The organism is Rhodococcus sp. 114MFTsu3.1 (assembly GCF_000383555.1).
Lineage (GTDB): Bacteria > Actinomycetota > Actinomycetes > Mycobacteriales > Mycobacteriaceae > Rhodococcoides > Rhodococcoides fascians_E.
This window is the reverse complement of sequence record NZ_KB911545.1, coordinates 237,385-253,524: the sequence shown is the minus strand read 5'-3', so window position 1 is coordinate 253,524 and position 16,140 is coordinate 237,385. Positions and strand designations below refer to the sequence as shown.

12 protein-coding genes are annotated in these 16,140 nt (G+C 64.2%); 4 read left to right on the top strand and 8 right to left on the bottom strand.

All coding sequences use genetic code 11. The annotated features are described in order from the left end of the window. Window positions 1-149 precede the first annotated feature (149 nt). From H292_RS0104160 to H292_RS0104150, 3 genes are read left to right on the top strand one after another with little or no spacing between them, the layout of a single operon-like run. Complete coding sequence (locus H292_RS0104160; protein WP_027498595.1) at window positions 150-1,085, top strand: TauD/TfdA dioxygenase family protein; 936 nt, start codon at window positions 150-152, stop codon at window positions 1,083-1,085. After that, the gene (locus H292_RS0104155; protein ID WP_020110538.1) at window positions 1,085-3,364 is read left to right on the top strand and encodes an arylsulfatase; all 2,280 of its coding nucleotides are present in this window, start codon (window positions 1,085-1,087) and stop codon (window positions 3,362-3,364) included. The genes H292_RS0104160 and H292_RS0104155 overlap by 1 nt, the downstream gene beginning before the upstream one ends. A 31-nt stretch (window positions 3,365-3,395) precedes the next feature. Next, window positions 3,396-4,934: an ABC transporter substrate-binding protein gene (locus H292_RS0104150; protein ID WP_020110537.1), complete on the top strand. Its 1,539-nt coding sequence runs from the start codon at window positions 3,396-3,398 to the stop codon at window positions 4,932-4,934. Between the two features lie 150 nt (window positions 4,935-5,084). Here the strand turns inward: H292_RS0104150 and H292_RS0104145 are convergent, their stop codons facing one another. Genes H292_RS0104145 through H292_RS0104110 form a run of 8 tightly spaced genes read right to left on the bottom strand, consistent with a single transcriptional unit; the run spans window position 5,085 to window position 14,616 of the window. Then, the gene (locus H292_RS0104145) at window positions 5,085-5,903 is read right to left on the bottom strand and encodes a sialate O-acetylesterase (protein ID WP_020110536.1); all 819 of its coding nucleotides are present in this window, start codon (window positions 5,901-5,903) and stop codon (window positions 5,085-5,087) included. Between the two features lie 10 nt (window positions 5,904-5,913). Beyond that, a complete protein-coding gene (locus H292_RS0104140; protein ID WP_231383747.1) occupies window positions 5,914-7,137 on the bottom strand; it encodes a lipase family protein in 1,224 nt (407 codons plus the stop codon). After that, on the bottom strand, window positions 7,134-8,693 hold the full coding sequence (locus tag H292_RS0104135; RefSeq protein WP_020110534.1) for a cellulase family glycosylhydrolase: 1,560 nt from the start codon (window positions 8,691-8,693) through the stop codon (window positions 7,134-7,136). Before H292_RS0104135 ends, H292_RS0104140 begins: the two co-directional genes overlap by 4 nt. After that, the gene (locus H292_RS0104130) at window positions 8,693-9,958 is read right to left on the bottom strand and encodes an acyltransferase family protein (protein WP_020110533.1); all 1,266 of its coding nucleotides are present in this window, start codon (window positions 9,956-9,958) and stop codon (window positions 8,693-8,695) included. Before H292_RS0104130 ends, H292_RS0104135 begins: the two co-directional genes overlap by 1 nt. A 14-nt stretch (window positions 9,959-9,972) precedes the next feature. After that, window positions 9,973-11,184, bottom strand: a complete 1,212-nt coding sequence (locus tag H292_RS0104125; RefSeq protein WP_231383746.1) for a lipase family protein — start codon at window positions 11,182-11,184, stop codon at window positions 9,973-9,975. Beyond that, window positions 11,181-11,879, bottom strand: coding sequence for a YveK family protein (locus H292_RS0104120; protein ID WP_020110531.1), 699 nt, complete (start codon window positions 11,877-11,879; stop codon window positions 11,181-11,183). Before H292_RS0104120 ends, H292_RS0104125 begins: the two co-directional genes overlap by 4 nt. Continuing rightward, window positions 11,876-13,219 carry a lipase family protein gene (locus H292_RS0104115; RefSeq protein ID WP_231383745.1) on the bottom strand — a complete coding sequence of 448 codons (1,344 nt, stop codon included), beginning with the start codon at window positions 13,217-13,219 and terminating at the stop codon, window positions 11,876-11,878. The genes H292_RS0104120 and H292_RS0104115 overlap by 4 nt, the downstream gene beginning before the upstream one ends. Before the next feature lie 2 nt (window positions 13,220-13,221). Next, complete coding sequence (locus tag H292_RS0104110) at window positions 13,222-14,616, bottom strand: polysaccharide biosynthesis tyrosine autokinase (protein WP_020110529.1); 1,395 nt, start codon at window positions 14,614-14,616, stop codon at window positions 13,222-13,224. Window positions 14,617-14,726: 110 nt separating this feature from the next. Between H292_RS0104110 and H292_RS0104105 the strand changes: the two genes are divergently transcribed. Then, window positions 14,727-16,130, top strand: a complete 1,404-nt coding sequence (locus H292_RS0104105) for an O-antigen ligase family protein (RefSeq protein ID WP_020110528.1) — start codon at window positions 14,727-14,729, stop codon at window positions 16,128-16,130. Window positions 16,131-16,140 lie beyond the last annotated feature (10 nt).

Below are 16,140 nucleotides of genomic sequence, written 5' to 3'. Positions count from 1 at the left end.
GGCACCTGCGGAACCACAACGTTTCGAGGCACTTGCAATCTTCGTGATCCAAACTGTGGATTGCTCGACGGTTCTATGGTGCGGTGATGCAATCCCGCACTGCGCCTCTATTTTTCGTGCAGTGCACCTCCGACGGAAAGGCTCGCTCCATGTCAGTAGACACCGTTACCGCGACATCCCTTCGGGCAGTGAAGGTCGGCGGCAAGATCGGCGCGCGTATCGAGGGTGTCCGCCTGGGCGGTGACCTGGACACGGAGACCGTCGACTTCATCCGGCGCGCACTGCTCGAACACAAGGTCATCTTCTTCAGCGGACAGGACCACCTCGACGACGAAAGTCAGTACGCGTTCGCCGAGCTTCTCGGTTCTCCGACGACGCCGCACCCCACCGTGACATCGCGGGGCACGAAGACTCTTGCCATCGACTCCGAGTACGGCAAGGCCAACAGCTGGCACTCGGACGTCACGTTCGTCGACCGCATCCCCAAGGCATCGATTCTTCGCGCCGTGCAGCTCCCGGAATACGGCGGAAACACCACCTGGGCATCGCAGGTCGCAGCCTACGAGAGCCTCCCGGACTCGCTGAAGGCTCTTGTCGACAATCTGTGGGCGACGCACTCGAACGCCTACGACTATTCCGCGACGTCCGCAGAGAAGATCCAGAACGAGAAGTCGGCGGAGTATCGAAAGGAATTCCAGTCCACGTACTTCGAGACCGAGCACCCTGTGGTGCGCGTCCACCCTGAAACCGGTGAGAAGACCCTCGTTCTCGGCCACTTCATCAAGGGATTCATCGGCCTGCCGACCAAGGAATCACAGGTGCTGTTCAACCTTCTCCAGGACCGGGTGACCAAACTGGAGAACACCGTTCGGTGGACGTGGTCACTCGGCGACGTTGCGATCTGGGACAACCGCGCCACCCAGCACTACGCCGTGGCCGACTGGGACGACCAGTACCGACGACTCGAGCGCATCACCCTCGCCGGTGATGTCCCGGTCCACCCGAACGGGCAGAAGAGCCGCGTCGTCGCCGGCGACGCAGAGCACTACTCGGTCATCGACGAGCCAGTCCTCATCTCTCTCTGATGTCGATTCCGCCCTACGCGCGGGGGTACGACGGATTCGAGGGTCGAGTCGGCAGAACGGCTGCCGACTCGACCCCGGCCTGGACCTATCCTCCGTCCGCACCCCCCGGTGCCCCCAACATCGTCGTCATTCTGATCGACGACATGGGCTTCAGTGACACCGGTCCTTACGGCTCGGAGATCGACACTCCTCACCTCGACCGGCTGGCCGCGTCGGGTGTGCGTTTCACCAATTACCATACGACTCCGCTGTGTTCACCGTCCCGCGCGTCACTTCTGACCGGCATCAACGCTCACCGCGCGGGCTACGGCTACGTATCCAACGCCGACCCCGGTTTTCCGGGTCTACGTCTCGAGCTCGCGGACGACGCTCTGACACTACCGGAGATGTTGCGTGACAACGGGTATGCAACCTATGCCGTCGGAAAATGGCACCTCGTGCGCGATGCGAACATGAGTCCTGGCCGAACCAAGGATTCGTGGCCGACGCAGCGCGGATTCGACCGCTACTACGGGTCGCTCGAAGGGCTGAACTCGTTCTTCCACCCCAATCAGTTGACCTCCGACAACGGCGCGGTCGAAACCGAGGAGTACCCCGAGAACTATTACCTCACGGACGATCTGACCGATCGCGCCGTCGGCTACATCAAGGATCTACGAGCACACTCGCCGAAGCCGTTCTTTATGTACTTCGCGCACGTGGCGATGCACGGCCCACTGCAGGCCAAGCAAGCAGATCGCGCGAAGTATCGGGGCAAGTACGCCGCCGGGTGGGACAGGCTGCGCGAAAGTCGATTTGCCCGGCAACTCGCGGACGGGCTCTTCCCCGAGGGAACACGGCAAGCACCGCGCAACAGCGAACCCGGATACGACGTCGAACCATGGGACTCGCTCACCGAGGACCAGCAACGACGCTTCGCGCGCTACATGGAAGTCTATGCAGGCATGGTCGACAGCATCGACCAGAGCATCGGACGTGTACTGCAGGTCATCGAGGACCTCGGTGAACTCGACAACACCATCGTGGTGTTCACCTCGGACAACGGAGGGACAGCGGAAGGCGGGCCGGAAGGGACACGGAGTTACTTCGCGGAGTTCGCAGGTGTGAAGGATCCGGACTGGGTCGGTGACGTGCCCCACGACGAAGATCTCATCGGGACAGCACGGTTGGGAGTGCACTATCCGCGTGGGTGGGGCCAGACGTCCAATACGCCGTTCCGGTTCTACAAGGGTCAGACATTCGCCGGCGGTGTGCGCGTGCCCTTCGTGCTGTCGTGGCCGGCAGGGCTACCCGCGCGCGGAGAAATCCGCCATCAGTACGCGTACGTGACCGACCTGGCGCCGACGCTACTCGACCTCGCAGGACTGAACGTGCCCGCCGAACGGCAAGGTCGTCCTGCCCTGACGTTCGACGGTGTGTCGTTCGCCGAAGTACTACATTCCAACGGTCCGTCGCGACACCTCGAACAGTATTCCGAGATCACTGGACATCGCGGCTTCTACCGAGACGGCTGGAAGCTGCTCGCCCTCGCGGGAGAGGACGTCGGCGCCCCGCAGTGGCAACTGTTCGACGTGCATACCGACCCGACCGAACTACAGGACGTATCCACGGACTTCCCGGACAAGGTCGCCGAACTCGCAACTGCTTGGGAGCGCGCTGCGTGGGAGAACACGGTATTCCCGTTGGTCACGCGCGCCGACCTCGCACGGCGCAGGCCCGAAGAAGCGCAGCTGTCCCACCCTGTCACGCTCCTTCCTGGAACGCCCACCCTGGAGCGCTACCGGTCGTCGAGGCTGATCGCCTACCGAGACTTCTCGATCGACGTTGCTCTCGGAAGTGTCGCCGACGGGGTACTCGTGGCGCACGGCGATCCGCAGGGCGGGTACATCCTCTACGTGGAGGATGGACAGATCGTGCTCGGCTTCAACAGTTTTGGACGCTACAGATCGGTGAGTGCATCAGTGCCGCCGGATGCCTCCCTCATCACCCTCGACGCCGCAGTGGCACCGGGATTGCGATGGGACTTCGCCGTATCGGTCGACGCTGTGCACGTAGCAGCACTCCCGAACCAAGTCCAACTGGTCGCGATGGCACCGTGGACCGGCATCTCCGTCGGAGTCGACTCGAGAGGACCGGTGTCCTGGGACCTGCGCGAACGCCGAGGAGTCTTCCGATACACCGGTGCACTGAAGTCGGTCACCTACCGCCCAGGACCGGTACGGGTTCCCCCGGTGACAGTCGACCGCATCGAGACCGAGGCAGAGATTTTCGCGGACTAGGACATTCACGGCTTCGAACAGAAAGGCTCACATGATTTCCCGCAGAGGATTCCTCACCGGCACAGCGGGGGGAGCAACGGCACTGCTCCTCGCCGCATGCTCGTCGGCGGTCGAGGAAGCGAAGAGCGGATCGGGAGAGGCAGGCGGCACACTGGTGATCGGATCACTCAGCGACCTCAACCCCGCGACCATCTTCTCCCAGTCACTGACCTCCATGACCATCGGCGGACTCGTCTTCGACACACTCGTCCGCCTCGACCCCGATACGCTCGAACCGACTCCGCGCGTCGCCACCTCATGGGAGGTTTCCGACGACGGCCTCACCGTGACACTGCAGCTCCGCGACGACGTCACATTCCATTCGGGTCGACCCTTCACGTCCAAGGACGTCGAGTACGCGTTCACGAACCTCGCGAAGGACACTGCCGGTTCGCAATTGCAGGCAGCCGCGCGCACGATCGAGGCGGTGGACACCTCCGACGACCACGTCGCCGTACTGACCTTGACGCATCCCCTGGTCAACCTCCACGACCTCCTCGAGTTCGCCCTCCTCACCGACTCCGACACCGAAGCAGCACTGCTCGCGGGCGAACAGTTCGTGGGCACCGGCCCCTTCGTCTTCGATTCCTGGCAGCGTGGCCGGCAGTCGGATTGGAGTCGCAACGGGAGCTACTGGGACGCCCCCGCATTGCTGGACAAGGTCACCATCCGAGTGGTACCCGACAACTCCGCACTCCTGTCCTCGGTGCGCTCCGGTCAGACCAACGCCGTCATCGGTGTCTCCGCCCAGGACGCCAGGCCCTTCTCGGGCGACGGATACCAGGTCGAGAACGAAGACGTGTTCGACGTGGCGTACTACATCGGGGCGAACGTCGCGGACCCGGCGTTGGCCGACAAACGAATCCGACAAGCAATCTCCTACGCAGTCGACCGCGAGCGAATCCTCGACGAGGTCCTCGGCGGCGTCGGCATCGCCTCCAGCGCCCCCTGGCCGGAGTCCTCGCCTGCCTACGACGAGGCCGCCCGCGACTTCTATTCCCGCGACCTCGACAAGGCACGCCAGCTGCTCGCCGACGCAGGAGGCCCACCGTCACAACCCGTATTGCTCTCCTACGGAACCGGTCTCGCACCGGCACGGAACATCGCCGCGATCATCGAGAACAATCTCGCCGACATCGGATTCACCGTCACCCTCGACCCACGCGAACAAGCGACACTGTCACCGTTCCTGAACAGCGGCCAACACCAACTGTGGATCAACCCACACGGATTCGCCCAACTCAACCCGTCGACCCTCGCCACCGGCGCTGCACCGTTCAAGCCTGCAAAGAACCTGTCGGGCTACACCTCACCCGAATACACCGCCATCGTCGACCGCCTCTGGACGCAAGCCGACCCGGAAAGCGACACGGCCGCAGCGTCGTACACAGAGTTCTCGGACCTTCTGCTCGACGAGCAGTTCGTCATCGACCTCGCCATCACCACGAACACCAACGTCTACTCCGCCGGCGTCTCGGGCATCGAATGGAATCGATACAAGAATCTGATTCTGAACCGCGCAACAGTCTAGGAACTCGGCGCCGATGGACAACGCGGGAGTGATGTAACAATTGCGTCGATTACAGGCGGTTTCCCGGCTGAGATCGACGCAACTGTTACACCACGCCCGACCACAGCTTCGATGACATGGCTTCGAAGATCCGGCCGAGCGACGCCGGTTTCAGATGGAGCTGAATGCCGTCCACATGCGTGAGCCCAGGTCACGCTGCCCCGCGGCGTTGTAGTGGATTTTCTCGGTTTCGGTGTTGTAGAGGCCCTCCGGACCGGGGACGAAGACGACGCGGGGCCGACGATCGGGGGTGTCTCGGTGCACGGCGTCGATGACGGGATAGTCCTGGTGTCCCGACGCTATTTCGTCGGGAACCATCTGGCCGATGACGAAGGGTATGTCGCCGAATTCTTCGCGGATGGTGTCGATCACGCTGTCCAGTTTCTGTGCGTACACGGGCCCTGGTGTCAGCGGTACGTCGGATTCGCCTTGGTGCCACAGCACTGCGGCCAGTTCGTTGCCGGGGTGCAGGGCGAGGGCGGATCGGATGCGCTCCATCCCGTTCCAGAACAGGTTGAGTCGGGCGGCACGGTCAGCGGGGTCCCAGGTCACTCCGTTGACGCGCGCGAATGCCGAATCGCCCCGTGCGTACGGGACCAACAGCACGGGCCGGCCCGTCGAGTCCGCGAGCTCCCTGGCGAAGACAGGTGCGAATCCGACTGCTTTGGAGGGCACTTCGTGGAACAGGGGGTCAGATCCTGCGACGATGGTGTTCTTCGACTTCCCCGACGCAGCCCACTGGTGGACTCTCGGATGCGGCGCGTCGAGTCCGCTCATGTCCAATCCCATCCCGGCGCCGTGCGCGTTGGACTGCCCCAGGACCGCGACGAGCAGGTACGGCTCGTCGAACACCGTGACGGGCAGACCCGTTCCCAGGCGCCGCTTGATCACGTCCTTGGCACGCACTTCGAGGTTCTTCAGACGTCCCATGGCCCCACCTTCAGTTGCAATCGTCGACGGCGGGAGTGCCGGCGAACCGTTCACCTATCCAGTCGTTCACTGCACCGCCGTCGACGTCGCCGTGCCCTTTGCCTGGTTGACGGTCGATGGTGATCACATCCCCCATGGAACATGCCTCGGCGAGCGCCGCATCCGTCCATTCGGCGTCGATGTAGGTGTCCGCGTCTCCGTACACCACCAGCATGGGCGCCGACGCCTTCAGCTGCGGTACCGCCATCTGCTCGAGGTAGTAGCGCAACAGGAATTCCGCGTCGGGTGTCTTCGGCGCGAAGTCACGAGCACCGATCCGTTCCGCCGCGTCCGCACGTGCCGACGCCTGCGCCGGGGTGCAGCCGCTCAGCGCGGCCCAGTCCTCCGCCGCCGATCCGCTACGGTACTGATCACGATCGAAGCCGGTGAACCTCCTGGCCAGAGATTCGATCACCCACTGCATCAACGGGGCTTGGTCGGCAGTCAGAGTGCCCTGTACAGCCTTGTCCACCAGGCCCACCATGTTCGCTGCCGGTGCCAGGCTGACCGATCCCAGCAGTTCGAGTTCCGGTGCGTATCCTGATTGTTCGTTCGCTGCCCACGCTGCACCGCCGCCCTGGGATCCACCGAAAGCAACCCACCGGGCGGACACGTCGGGGAACGTATGCCTCAGTGCCCGAACGGCATCGATCATGTTGTAACCGGCAGTCGGGTTGTCCAGATAGTGGTGGACACCCTCATGGCCGAGGCCCTGGTAGTCGGTGATGGCCACGGCGAACCCCGCCGAGGTGAATCCAGCTGCCAATGCCGCACTTCCGAGCAGATCCCGTGAGAGCGACGGCCCGCACGCGTTCTCGATTCCCGTGGTGCCGTGACCGAACGAGATGACGGGCCAACCGCCCTCGGGTGCATCCCCGTCGGGCACGAATACGCTCGCCGAGACCTCGGTGGCGCCGCCGTCACCGGATTGGGTGGACCGGTACACCACGCGGGCTGCCTCGGAACCACGCTGCACCGCCGACGGCAGATTGGGCATGGTCTCCGCACTGATCACCGACCCGGCACCGGTACCGGGATCGGCAACGTCGATCGGCTCTGCGGGCCGAAGCTTCTGCGATTCCGCGAAGATCGCGGGCATGCTCGTCACCAGCGGTACCGCCGACGAACAACCCGTCAGCAGGACGGTCCCGAGTACCCACGCTGTCCACGCCGCGTGAAAACGCGCAAGCCTCATCGCGACTCCACCGTCGCACCGGATTCGGGAGACCAACGGATACTGCCGAATTCGAAGTCCGACACGAGCAATCCGCCGTCCTGGTATTCGTCGCTCACCGGGAATCCGAACTCGGGAGTCCATGCATCCAGAATCGCTCCGCGTACGACGAACGTGCCGGTTCGGTCGCTGTGGAACACTCGTGCCCCACCGTCGACGTCCAGTTGCTGCATCCCTTGCACGTACGGGCCCGCAGGGAGATACCCGGATGCGAGTACCGCGCCGGACACGTTCGAGGGCGATGCCACGTAGCCCTGATCGGTGCGGAAGAGAACGCCACCGGCGAACTCCTGCGCGAGGTACTTTCGTCCGATGCCGTCGTGTGCCGGATACACCGGCGTCAGCGCTTCACCGAGGAAGCCGAACTCCTTCGACACCGCATGCATGACAAGATGTTCCGGGTCCCAACTGAACCCCGCCTTCATGGCTGCCACCACTGCCTCGTATGCGGGCTTCGCAGTGAAATCTCGGTGCAGCACCCCGAAATTGTCCTCCGGATTCGACGAACCCGCCAGCCGATCACGAATCTCGTGCACGTACATCGGACCGGCGAACGGCAGCTGACTCCACTCGTGCACGAACGTCGTCAGCAACTCTCCTTGGCGGGCCTCGTCGATTCCGGCCCCCTCGTCGGTCGGCGATCCGAATTCCGTTGCCCACAGGTCCTTGTCGTCGTCGCCCCGCGCAGTCATCTCCCGCCGCATGTCCGCGATCATGTGCAGAGCACCGTCCGGAAACTGCTCGGTCCCGACGAGCGTCCCCGGGTACGAGTACGGATGCACCGACAACGCGTCGAAATACCCATGAGCCCCTGCGTCGTACATGCGCTTCAGAAACGTGAGCCCGTTCATGGTGTTGTGGTTGTCGCCCACGGCACCGATCGCACCCCCGATCACCAACGCATCGGGATCGGCGGCACGAATTGCGCCGAACGCCTCACGAAGCATCTCCGCGTACAGCTCCGGATCGGCCCACGGACCGAAGAACACCGATCCGTTCGGCTCGTTCCAGATCTCGTACGCCGAGACCCGACCGGCGAAGTGGGCGGCGACACTGCCGGCGTATCGACCGTATTCCTCCGCCGACGCCGGCTTGCTCGTCAACCCGAGGGCCGGGTCCGCTGCGGCCCAGTCCGGTGAATAATCGAGAATGGCCAGCACGTCGATACCCCGGTCGAGCGCAGCGTTCACCACCCGATCCGTCGGTGCCCAGACTTCGAGTCCCCGTTCGGGTTCCAGTAGTGGCCACGCCACATCGAGCCGTAGGCGCGTCGAACCGGAGGCAGCGACGGCGTCGAGGCTACGCGCGAGGTCGTCGTCGGTCGCCCACAGCAGTGGCGCGCCGCCGGTGAAACCGATGGGACGCAGCGGAAGTGGATCGAGCGACGCAGGATCCGGGCCCTGCACGAAACCGCCGACGAGCGAGATGTCCACCGGCCGCGGCGCTGCCACGTCCGGTGCACCGCAGGCGGTGAGCAGTAGCGCCGCAACGGACAGCGCCGCCCACGATCTGGGCACTACTTACCGGACTTGTACTTACGCGCCAACATCAACGCAGGCTTCTCGACGAGCCGGTAGGTGATGGTGCCGAACAGGACGCTCACCGCCGTCACGACGACGAAGTTCCACAGCATCCCCACCGGACTGTCCCCGGCCATCCAGCCGAAGCGTCCCACCATGATCAGGACCGGAAAGTGCCACAGATAGACACTCAACGAGATGGTGCCGACATATTCGAGCGGCTTCCAGTCCGCGCGCTCGGCGAGCTTCGACCTCTCGCCTCGCGCAAGGGGAGCGATGATGAACAGGATCAGCAATGCGGATCCGAGGGAAACGAACGTGGTCTGCCACCGAGAGTTGTCGTCGACGAGCTTCAGCGAGATGGCCGCAACGGGCAGCATCGCCAGGCCCGTCCACCACCGCATGTTCTTCGCGATCCAGCCTGTCAACACTCCGGTGTCGACGGCGACGAAAATGACAGCAGCCGCCATGCCGAACGTGAAGTTGTCCGCCAGGGAGAAGAAGCTTCGACTCAGAACGGCAACCTCGTTCGGTCCCCAGTCCAACAGCAGCGGATCGGTGATTCCCGACGGCTCCACGCGGCTCGCGGTGTAGAGCTTTCCTGCGACACCGATCGCGAACATCACCACGACGGGGATAAGCACGAGTACCGAGGCACTGATGCTCGTCCGGCGTGCGAGATAGAACGCGATGCCCGCCAGCAGTGGCAATGCGATGTAGAACATCAGCTCCAGCGTCAGCGACCACGATGGATTGATACCGGTCTGCAGCATCGACGGCACATAGGAGTGAACCAACGTGAGGTTGCCGAGCAACGTCACCGGATCGGTGATCATGCCGAGCCCGGCGTCGGTGAAGTGTTCCTCGGCCACCGCCGCGTTCTCGGTGAACACCGCCCGCATCACGAAGTTCGCGAACAGGAAGATCACGATGTACGCGGGGAACACTCGCAGAATCCGGTGTACCGCGTAGCTCTTGTTGTCCGGCATGGGTTTACCGGCGAACAGGCGCCTGACCATCGGCAGGAAGATGAGGAAGCCGGACAGGGCGAAGAAGAAGATCAGACCTTGGCCGAGCAGTCCCAGCTTGTAGTCGGCCACCGTCACGGGGCTGTTGTGCCCTCCCACGTGCACGGCAAGGACGCACAGGCACGCGAAGCCCCGCGGGCCGTCCAGACCGAGGATCCTCGCCGGTCTCTTCGATCCGGCCGTCGAACTCGGCGCCGTCGCTGCGGCAGCGGTGCTGTCCGGGGTTGCTGTCATGGTGAGCCTTCACATCAGGGTGCGGCGGGCGGAGGGCAGTAGCTGACGGCGGGTTCGCCCGCGAATCTGTCGTTCAGCCACGGAAACGCAGCAGCACCGTCGATGTCTGCGTGGCCGGCCTCCGGCTGGAGTACCGACTGGATGGAGTCACCGCTCGCGCAGCCGGCTGCGACAGCGCCGTCCGTCCACGCCTGCGATACGAGTGTGTCCTTGCCACCGTAGAGCACCAGCATCGGTGCGGCAGCGCGTGTCTGCGGAAGACTCATCTCGCGCAGGTAGCCTTCCAGTGCGCGTTCGGCTTCCGGAGTCGACGGCTTCAGATCCTCGTCGTCGATCTGCGCGGCCAGCTCCGTGCGGTCGGCCGCCAGGGGTCCGCCACAGGCGGACAGTTCGTCCCATCGTTCCTCGACGACACCGCGCCGGTAGTCGGCCAGGTCGATCTCCGGGTGGGACTGTGCGAGCCCGACGAGCACCCACTGCAGCAGCGGCTTCTGATCGGCGGTCAGCGTGCCCGCCGCAGCTGCCCGGGCGAGACCCGAGATATCGGCGGCAGGAACGAGACTCACCGATCCGACCATGTCGAGCCCCGAACCGTACGTGTTCGCGAGTTCGTTGGCGGCCCAGGCCGCCTGTCCACCCTGAGAACCCCCGAACGACGCCCATCGATCCGACGTGTCCGGAACCAACTTCTGTGCAGCGCGCACCGAGTCGATCAGGTTGTTGCCTGCCGTCCGCGCATCGAGGTACGGGTGGTAGTTCCCTTCGATCCCCAGACCCTGGTAGTCCGATACCGCAACCACGTACCCGGACCTCACCAGCGCCGTGACGATGGGAGAACTGCCCAGCAGTTCGGGATCGGTCGACGGCCCGCAGTCCGGCAACACTCCCGTGGTTCCGTGGCCGTAGGCAATGATCGGCCATCCGCCCTCCGGCGCGGGGCCCTGCGGCGCGAAGACGGTCCCGGACACCTCCGTCGGGGATCCGTCGACTCCGGACGTCGAGGTGTAGACGACCCTGGCGGCCAGAGAGGAGATCGCGCTGACTCGCCTGTCGATGGTGAGCAGTTCCTCTGCACTCTTCAGACTGCCAGGACCTGCGTCGGTGAAGTCCGCCTCGATCGTTCCCCCGAAAGCCACCGAATTCGGTTCCGGCGACGTGTCCTGACCCCCGCACCCGGAGGCCAGGAGAATCGACACGAATGCAACAGTCCCCACTGTCTTCCTCATCGAACCGCTCCCCCTGTGTAATGCACCTTGTCGGTCACACCCTCGCCCGCGAGAAGGTCGGTGACCTGTCGCCGCGAGACGATCGAATCGCGTCGCACCCCCGCCCCGACGACCAGCACTGCGGCAACAGTAGCGCCCATCGCCCCACCGAGCACCAGAGCAGACATCAACGTCGACGGCGGCGACGGCACGCCCGCGGCGTCGATGAGCGTCACCTCGGACACGGGCCCGTTCGCACCGAGGTCGATCTCCTCGGCGAGCTGGATCAAGTTCAGCGCAACGGAATTGGCCACGTCACGCGCACGCGTCGGATCGTCCTGCGTTGCACTGATGTCGATCAATGCGGACCCGGGGGTCGACACGACGAGCAGATCGGCTTTCAAGTCGTCGGGAGAGACCGGCAGACCCACGTCGACGATGGTGCGCCTCAGGACTTGCTCGGACGTGGCCAGACCTACATAGCTCTCCACCCGTACGAGCGAACTGCGGTTTCCCTCCATCGCCGCACGAGGTGACGACGGACCGGGCGCAGTCAGGAACACGCGCGAGGTCGCCGTGTACTTCTCTGCGACAACGGAATCGGCGATCCACGCGGCAGCGACCGAGAGTACGGTGGCCGCGAGAATCAAGGCCCACCCGCGGACCAGCATCCTGCCGTAGTCGCGCAGCGTGGGAACACCGACAGGAGTGATCATTCGACCTGCTCACACGTGTTCACCGCGCGCTGCCCGGCGAACCGAGACTTCACCCACGGCACCGATCGGCTGCTGTCGAGGTCGCCGTGCCCCTCGCCGCTGTGCAGCTCGTACTCCACCACATCTCCCGCGTCGCATGCTCGGGAGAGTGCCTTCTCCGTCCACGACTCGAGAATCAGGTCGTCCTCCGACCCGTACATGACGAGAAGCGGTGACGTGGACTTCTGCGCCGGAAGAGCCATGTCCGCCAACCACCCTCGCAGCCGATCGGTGGCCTGCTGATCGACCGGACGCAGATCCGACGCCTGCAGCCGAGCCACGAGCTCGGGAACCTGATCCGACCCAGGCGGAACGCACTGCATGAAATCGTCCCAGCGTTCCCGCGCCAGACCGGAACGGTAGTCGTCCAGGTTCATCTCCGGGTGCGTGATCGCCAGTCCGTGCAGCGCGTACATCAGCAACGGATACTGGGCGCGCGTCAGGGTTCCCGACGCCGCCGCGTCGGCCAGCCCGGCCATGTCCGACACCGGCACGATGGCCGCCGTCCCCACCAATTCGAGGCCACCGCCGTACTCGGCGTTGCGATCGCTGGCTGCCCACGCAGCCATCCCGCCGAGCGATACGCCGTACGCAGCCCACCGGGTACTCAGCGTGGGGAGGAAATTACGGGCAGCACGTACAGCATCGATCATGTTGTAGCCGAACGTCTTCGAATCCAGATACGGGTGGTAGTTGCCGTCCAGGCCGAGACCCTGATAGTCCGTCATCGTCACGGCGTAACCGTTCAACACCAGAGCCGCGACGATAGGAGCACTCCCGAGCAGGTTGACGTACTCCGACGGACCGCAGTTGTTCAGAACCCCCGTCGTACCGTGACCGAAGGACACGACCGGCCATCCACCCTCCGGGGCGACACCGCCCGGAATCACGACGGTGCCCGACACATCCGTCGGCTCACCCGTGACACCCGACGTCGACCGATACACCACACGTGTTGCGGCAGCTCCCAGTTCGGTGATGTCCACCGCGATGTCCTCGATCGGCTCGGCCGATATCAACGAGCCGGGCGCCGTCCCACCGAGTATCGGAGCCGGGCTCGGCTCCGGAGGTATCGCCGACGCCGTCACAGGCGTCGTCGGCGCATCAGGGGCGAGCACCAGTTCCTGATCCTGGGCGCAGCCCACGAGCATCACTGCAGCCGCGCACACTGCACCCACCCGCACCGACCACGTCCGAAGCCCCGAACCAGGTCGCCCCGCAGGCTCCACTCCTGCCCCACCGGGTCGTTCCGCAGGCTCCACTCCTGCCCCACCGGGTCGTTCCGCAGGCTCCACTCCCATCCTTAGCCTCTACCGACTGTGGCCGCCGAGGACTCTCGCCCCTCGACCTCGATCTTCGGCTTCGCCACCGGCCCAGTAGAACCCGGCTTGGTCCGTCGGCGACGATGGGGTTCGAACGTCGTGACGACACCCAGAACCTTCCCGCCGACTCCGCCCAGAGTCTTGATCGCCTTGCGCAGTTGATCCCGCGTGGTGCTGCCGACACGGGCGAGCACGAGACTGCCGTCGGCGAGAGCGGTGAGGATTGCTCCGTCGGAGACCGACAGGAGTGGCGGCGTGTCGACGACGACGTAGCGGTAGTCGCCGCGCACTGCTTCCAGCAGGATCTGAGCGCGATCGGAACCGAGGAGCTCACTCGGGTTCGGCGGCACGGGACCGGCGGGCAGAACGTCGACCCCGTCGATGACGTCGGGCTGAACCGCGTCGCCCAGTCGGTGTTCACCGGACAGAACCGTGCTGAGTCCGTGTTCCTGCGTGATGTCCAAACGCTCGGCCAAGGCGGCCGTTCTGATGTCACCGTCGACGAGCAGAACCTTGTGACCGGCCTCGGCGAGGACGGCTGCCAGGTCGATGGCCGTGGAGGTGCGGCCTTCACCCGGCTCGGCGCTGGTGACGGTGAGCACTCGCGGCGGTGATCCGCCGCCGAGGAAGCGAATGTTGGTCCGCAAGGTGCGGAGCGGCTCACCCATCTTGGAAAACGACGCCACCGGAGTCTTCGGCCGCTCGGCGTCGATCGGGAGCCCGCCCAGGACTGCGTTGCCGGAGATCTCCTCTGCCTTGGGGCGGTCACGAATCGAACGGTCGACGAGCCCGCGAGCGAGAGCGATCACGACACCGAGAGCAAGACCTGCCACCGCGCCCAGCCCGAGAAGAGTCACCAGGCCCGCGCCGAGCGGAGACGTCGGCACGTCGGCCTGATCCACGATGGTTGCTCCGGCAGCCGGGCTACCGCCCCGCTGCGACGTCTCGAGTTCCTGAACCAACTGCGTCAGCTGTCCGGCGACCGCATTGGTCAGCGCTCGTGCGACGTCGGGATCGGAATCGGTGCCGCACAGGTCGAGCAGAACCGTGCTCTCGATCGGTGTTGCGGTGATCTTGGCACGCAAGTCGTTCGCGGACAACAGCAATTGAAGCTGATCGACAGCCCGCTGTGCCACCTGAGTACTGGTGGCCAGCCCCGCGTAGGACGTGACGCGTTCCTGCGAGAACAGGTTGTTCTGATAGGCCTCACCCACGGAACTGCCACCTTCGGTGGTCACGAACAACCGAGCGCATGCCTGATACTGAGGCGTCGAGAAGAACGAGTAGGCCCACCCCCCGACGATGCCGAGCACCGTCACCACCGCGACGATCCACCAACCCGCACGGAGAATCCGTCCGTACTCTCGAATCTCCACGAATGCTCCAATCGAAAAATCCTGGTTCGCCGATGAGAATAAAGTGCCGTCATCGATTCGGCATCACTTAGCAGTTGCAGAGGTGTGAAAGCGTGACAACATCAGTGCCCATGAGCATCTCGAAACGAGTCGACGCGGCGGTCATCGTCGTCGTCCCGATAATCGTTACATTGTTGATGATTCTCGGCGGAACACCCGGAAAACTGGGCGCGTTCGCACTCGTCGGACTGACCGTTGGAGCCTACATCGGCCTGCGCCACCCACTCTATTTGACTCGTGCTCTTGCATTTTCGTTGGGCGCATTGCCATTCGGTTACGTTCCGGGGGTGCACGCTCCCCTCGTGTTCACCTTGGGCGCAGCAGTCATCCTCGCGTCGGTGATTCACCGCACAGCCGTGACTCGCGTCACAGTCGGTGAAATGGCCGTCATCGCCTTGATCGTCACTTCGGCGATTTCCGTCTTCGCTACGGCCGGCACGACAGTGGATTATGCAGAATTCGGTAAATGGCTCGTTTCGACACTAGTTGCGGTGTCACTTCTCCGACTCCCACGCGAAGAATTGGAACTGTTCGGGCGGATCTACGTCTATTCCGCGTCGGCAGCGGCCGCGTTCGCACTCGTCATCCTCGTCGCCGACCCGTCGGGCAGATTGATTCGGTATCTGTCGCCGTTCGGATACGGCACCGAGGAGGAAAGCACCCGCTTCGTCTACACCGACGGCGCCGCCACGGTCCGACTCGCCGGTACCTACATCGACCCGAACGCCGCAGGTATCGGCCTGTTCGTGGCCCTCATGCTGTGCGTTCTGCTCATCCGCGGGCGTCTACGGATCGCCCTGTCACTGCTGCTCTTCGGGTCGATCGTGCTGACGCTGTCCCGTGCGGCGCTCTTCTCCGTGGTCTTCGGCGTGCTTCTGATGCTGCTGTTCCAGAACCTGCGCACCCGGGAACGCGTGGCCATCATCGGCGGTTTCGCCCTGGCGTTCGTCGGCGCCCTTGCCGTTCCCACCGTCCGGAACCGCGTGTTCTCGTCCTTCGGCAGCGGCGACGCCGGGTCCTCGGCTCGCGGTGACGCGCTCGTCGATTTCCCAGGTCACATGGCAGGACACTGGCTCTTCGGGCTCGGCTGGGGGCGCGAGGAATTCAAGGATCCCGGCACCGCGTTCGACGTCAACTACGTCGCGAATGCTCCCCTGCTGTCGGTCTACCGCGGCGGAATCTTCACCGGACTCGCATTCCTGGCCATCATCGTCGTCGGGGCGTACCTGGGTTACCGCTGCCTGCGATCGCGCAACTGGGAACATGGATTCATCGGCGGCGGATTCATCGGATTCTCCGTCGTCGCGCTGCAGTTGGATTTCCCCGTCGTCACCATTCCGGCCACGACGATGGCATTTTCCGTACTGATCGTTTTTCTCGTCCTGGCGCGCGAAAAGGCAACGGATAACCTGCCCGACGACGGGGAATCACCCGCATTCTCATCTCCGAGACTGGATACAGCAAAGACAGCTTGACCAGCAGTTT

Coding starts and splice junctions, on each gene's coding strand:
- H292_RS0104150 (WP_020110537.1), top strand. CDS start 3,396: ATGATTTCCCGCAGAGGATTCCTCACCGGCACAGCGGGGGGAGCAACG.
- H292_RS0104145 (WP_020110536.1), bottom strand. CDS start 5,903: ATGGGACGTCTGAAGAACCTCGAAGTGCGTGCCAAGGACGTGATCAAG.
- H292_RS0104125 (WP_231383746.1), bottom strand. CDS start 11,184: ATGAGGAAGACAGTGGGGACTGTTGCATTCGTGTCGATTCTCCTGGCC.
- H292_RS0104120 (WP_020110531.1), bottom strand. CDS start 11,879: ATGATCACTCCTGTCGGTGTTCCCACGCTGCGCGACTACGGCAGGATG.
- H292_RS0104140 (WP_231383747.1), bottom strand. CDS start 7,137: ATGAGGCTTGCGCGTTTTCACGCGGCGTGGACAGCGTGGGTACTCGGG.
- H292_RS0104105 (WP_020110528.1), top strand. CDS start 14,727: ATGAGCATCTCGAAACGAGTCGACGCGGCGGTCATCGTCGTCGTCCCG.
- H292_RS0104160 (WP_027498595.1), top strand. CDS start 150: ATGTCAGTAGACACCGTTACCGCGACATCCCTTCGGGCAGTGAAGGTC.
- H292_RS0104155 (WP_020110538.1), top strand. CDS start 1,085: ATGTCGATTCCGCCCTACGCGCGGGGGTACGACGGATTCGAGGGTCGA.
- H292_RS0104115 (WP_231383745.1), bottom strand. CDS start 13,219: ATGGGAGTGGAGCCTGCGGAACGACCCGGTGGGGCAGGAGTGGAGCCT.
- H292_RS0104130 (WP_020110533.1), bottom strand. CDS start 9,958: ATGACAGCAACCCCGGACAGCACCGCTGCCGCAGCGACGGCGCCGAGT.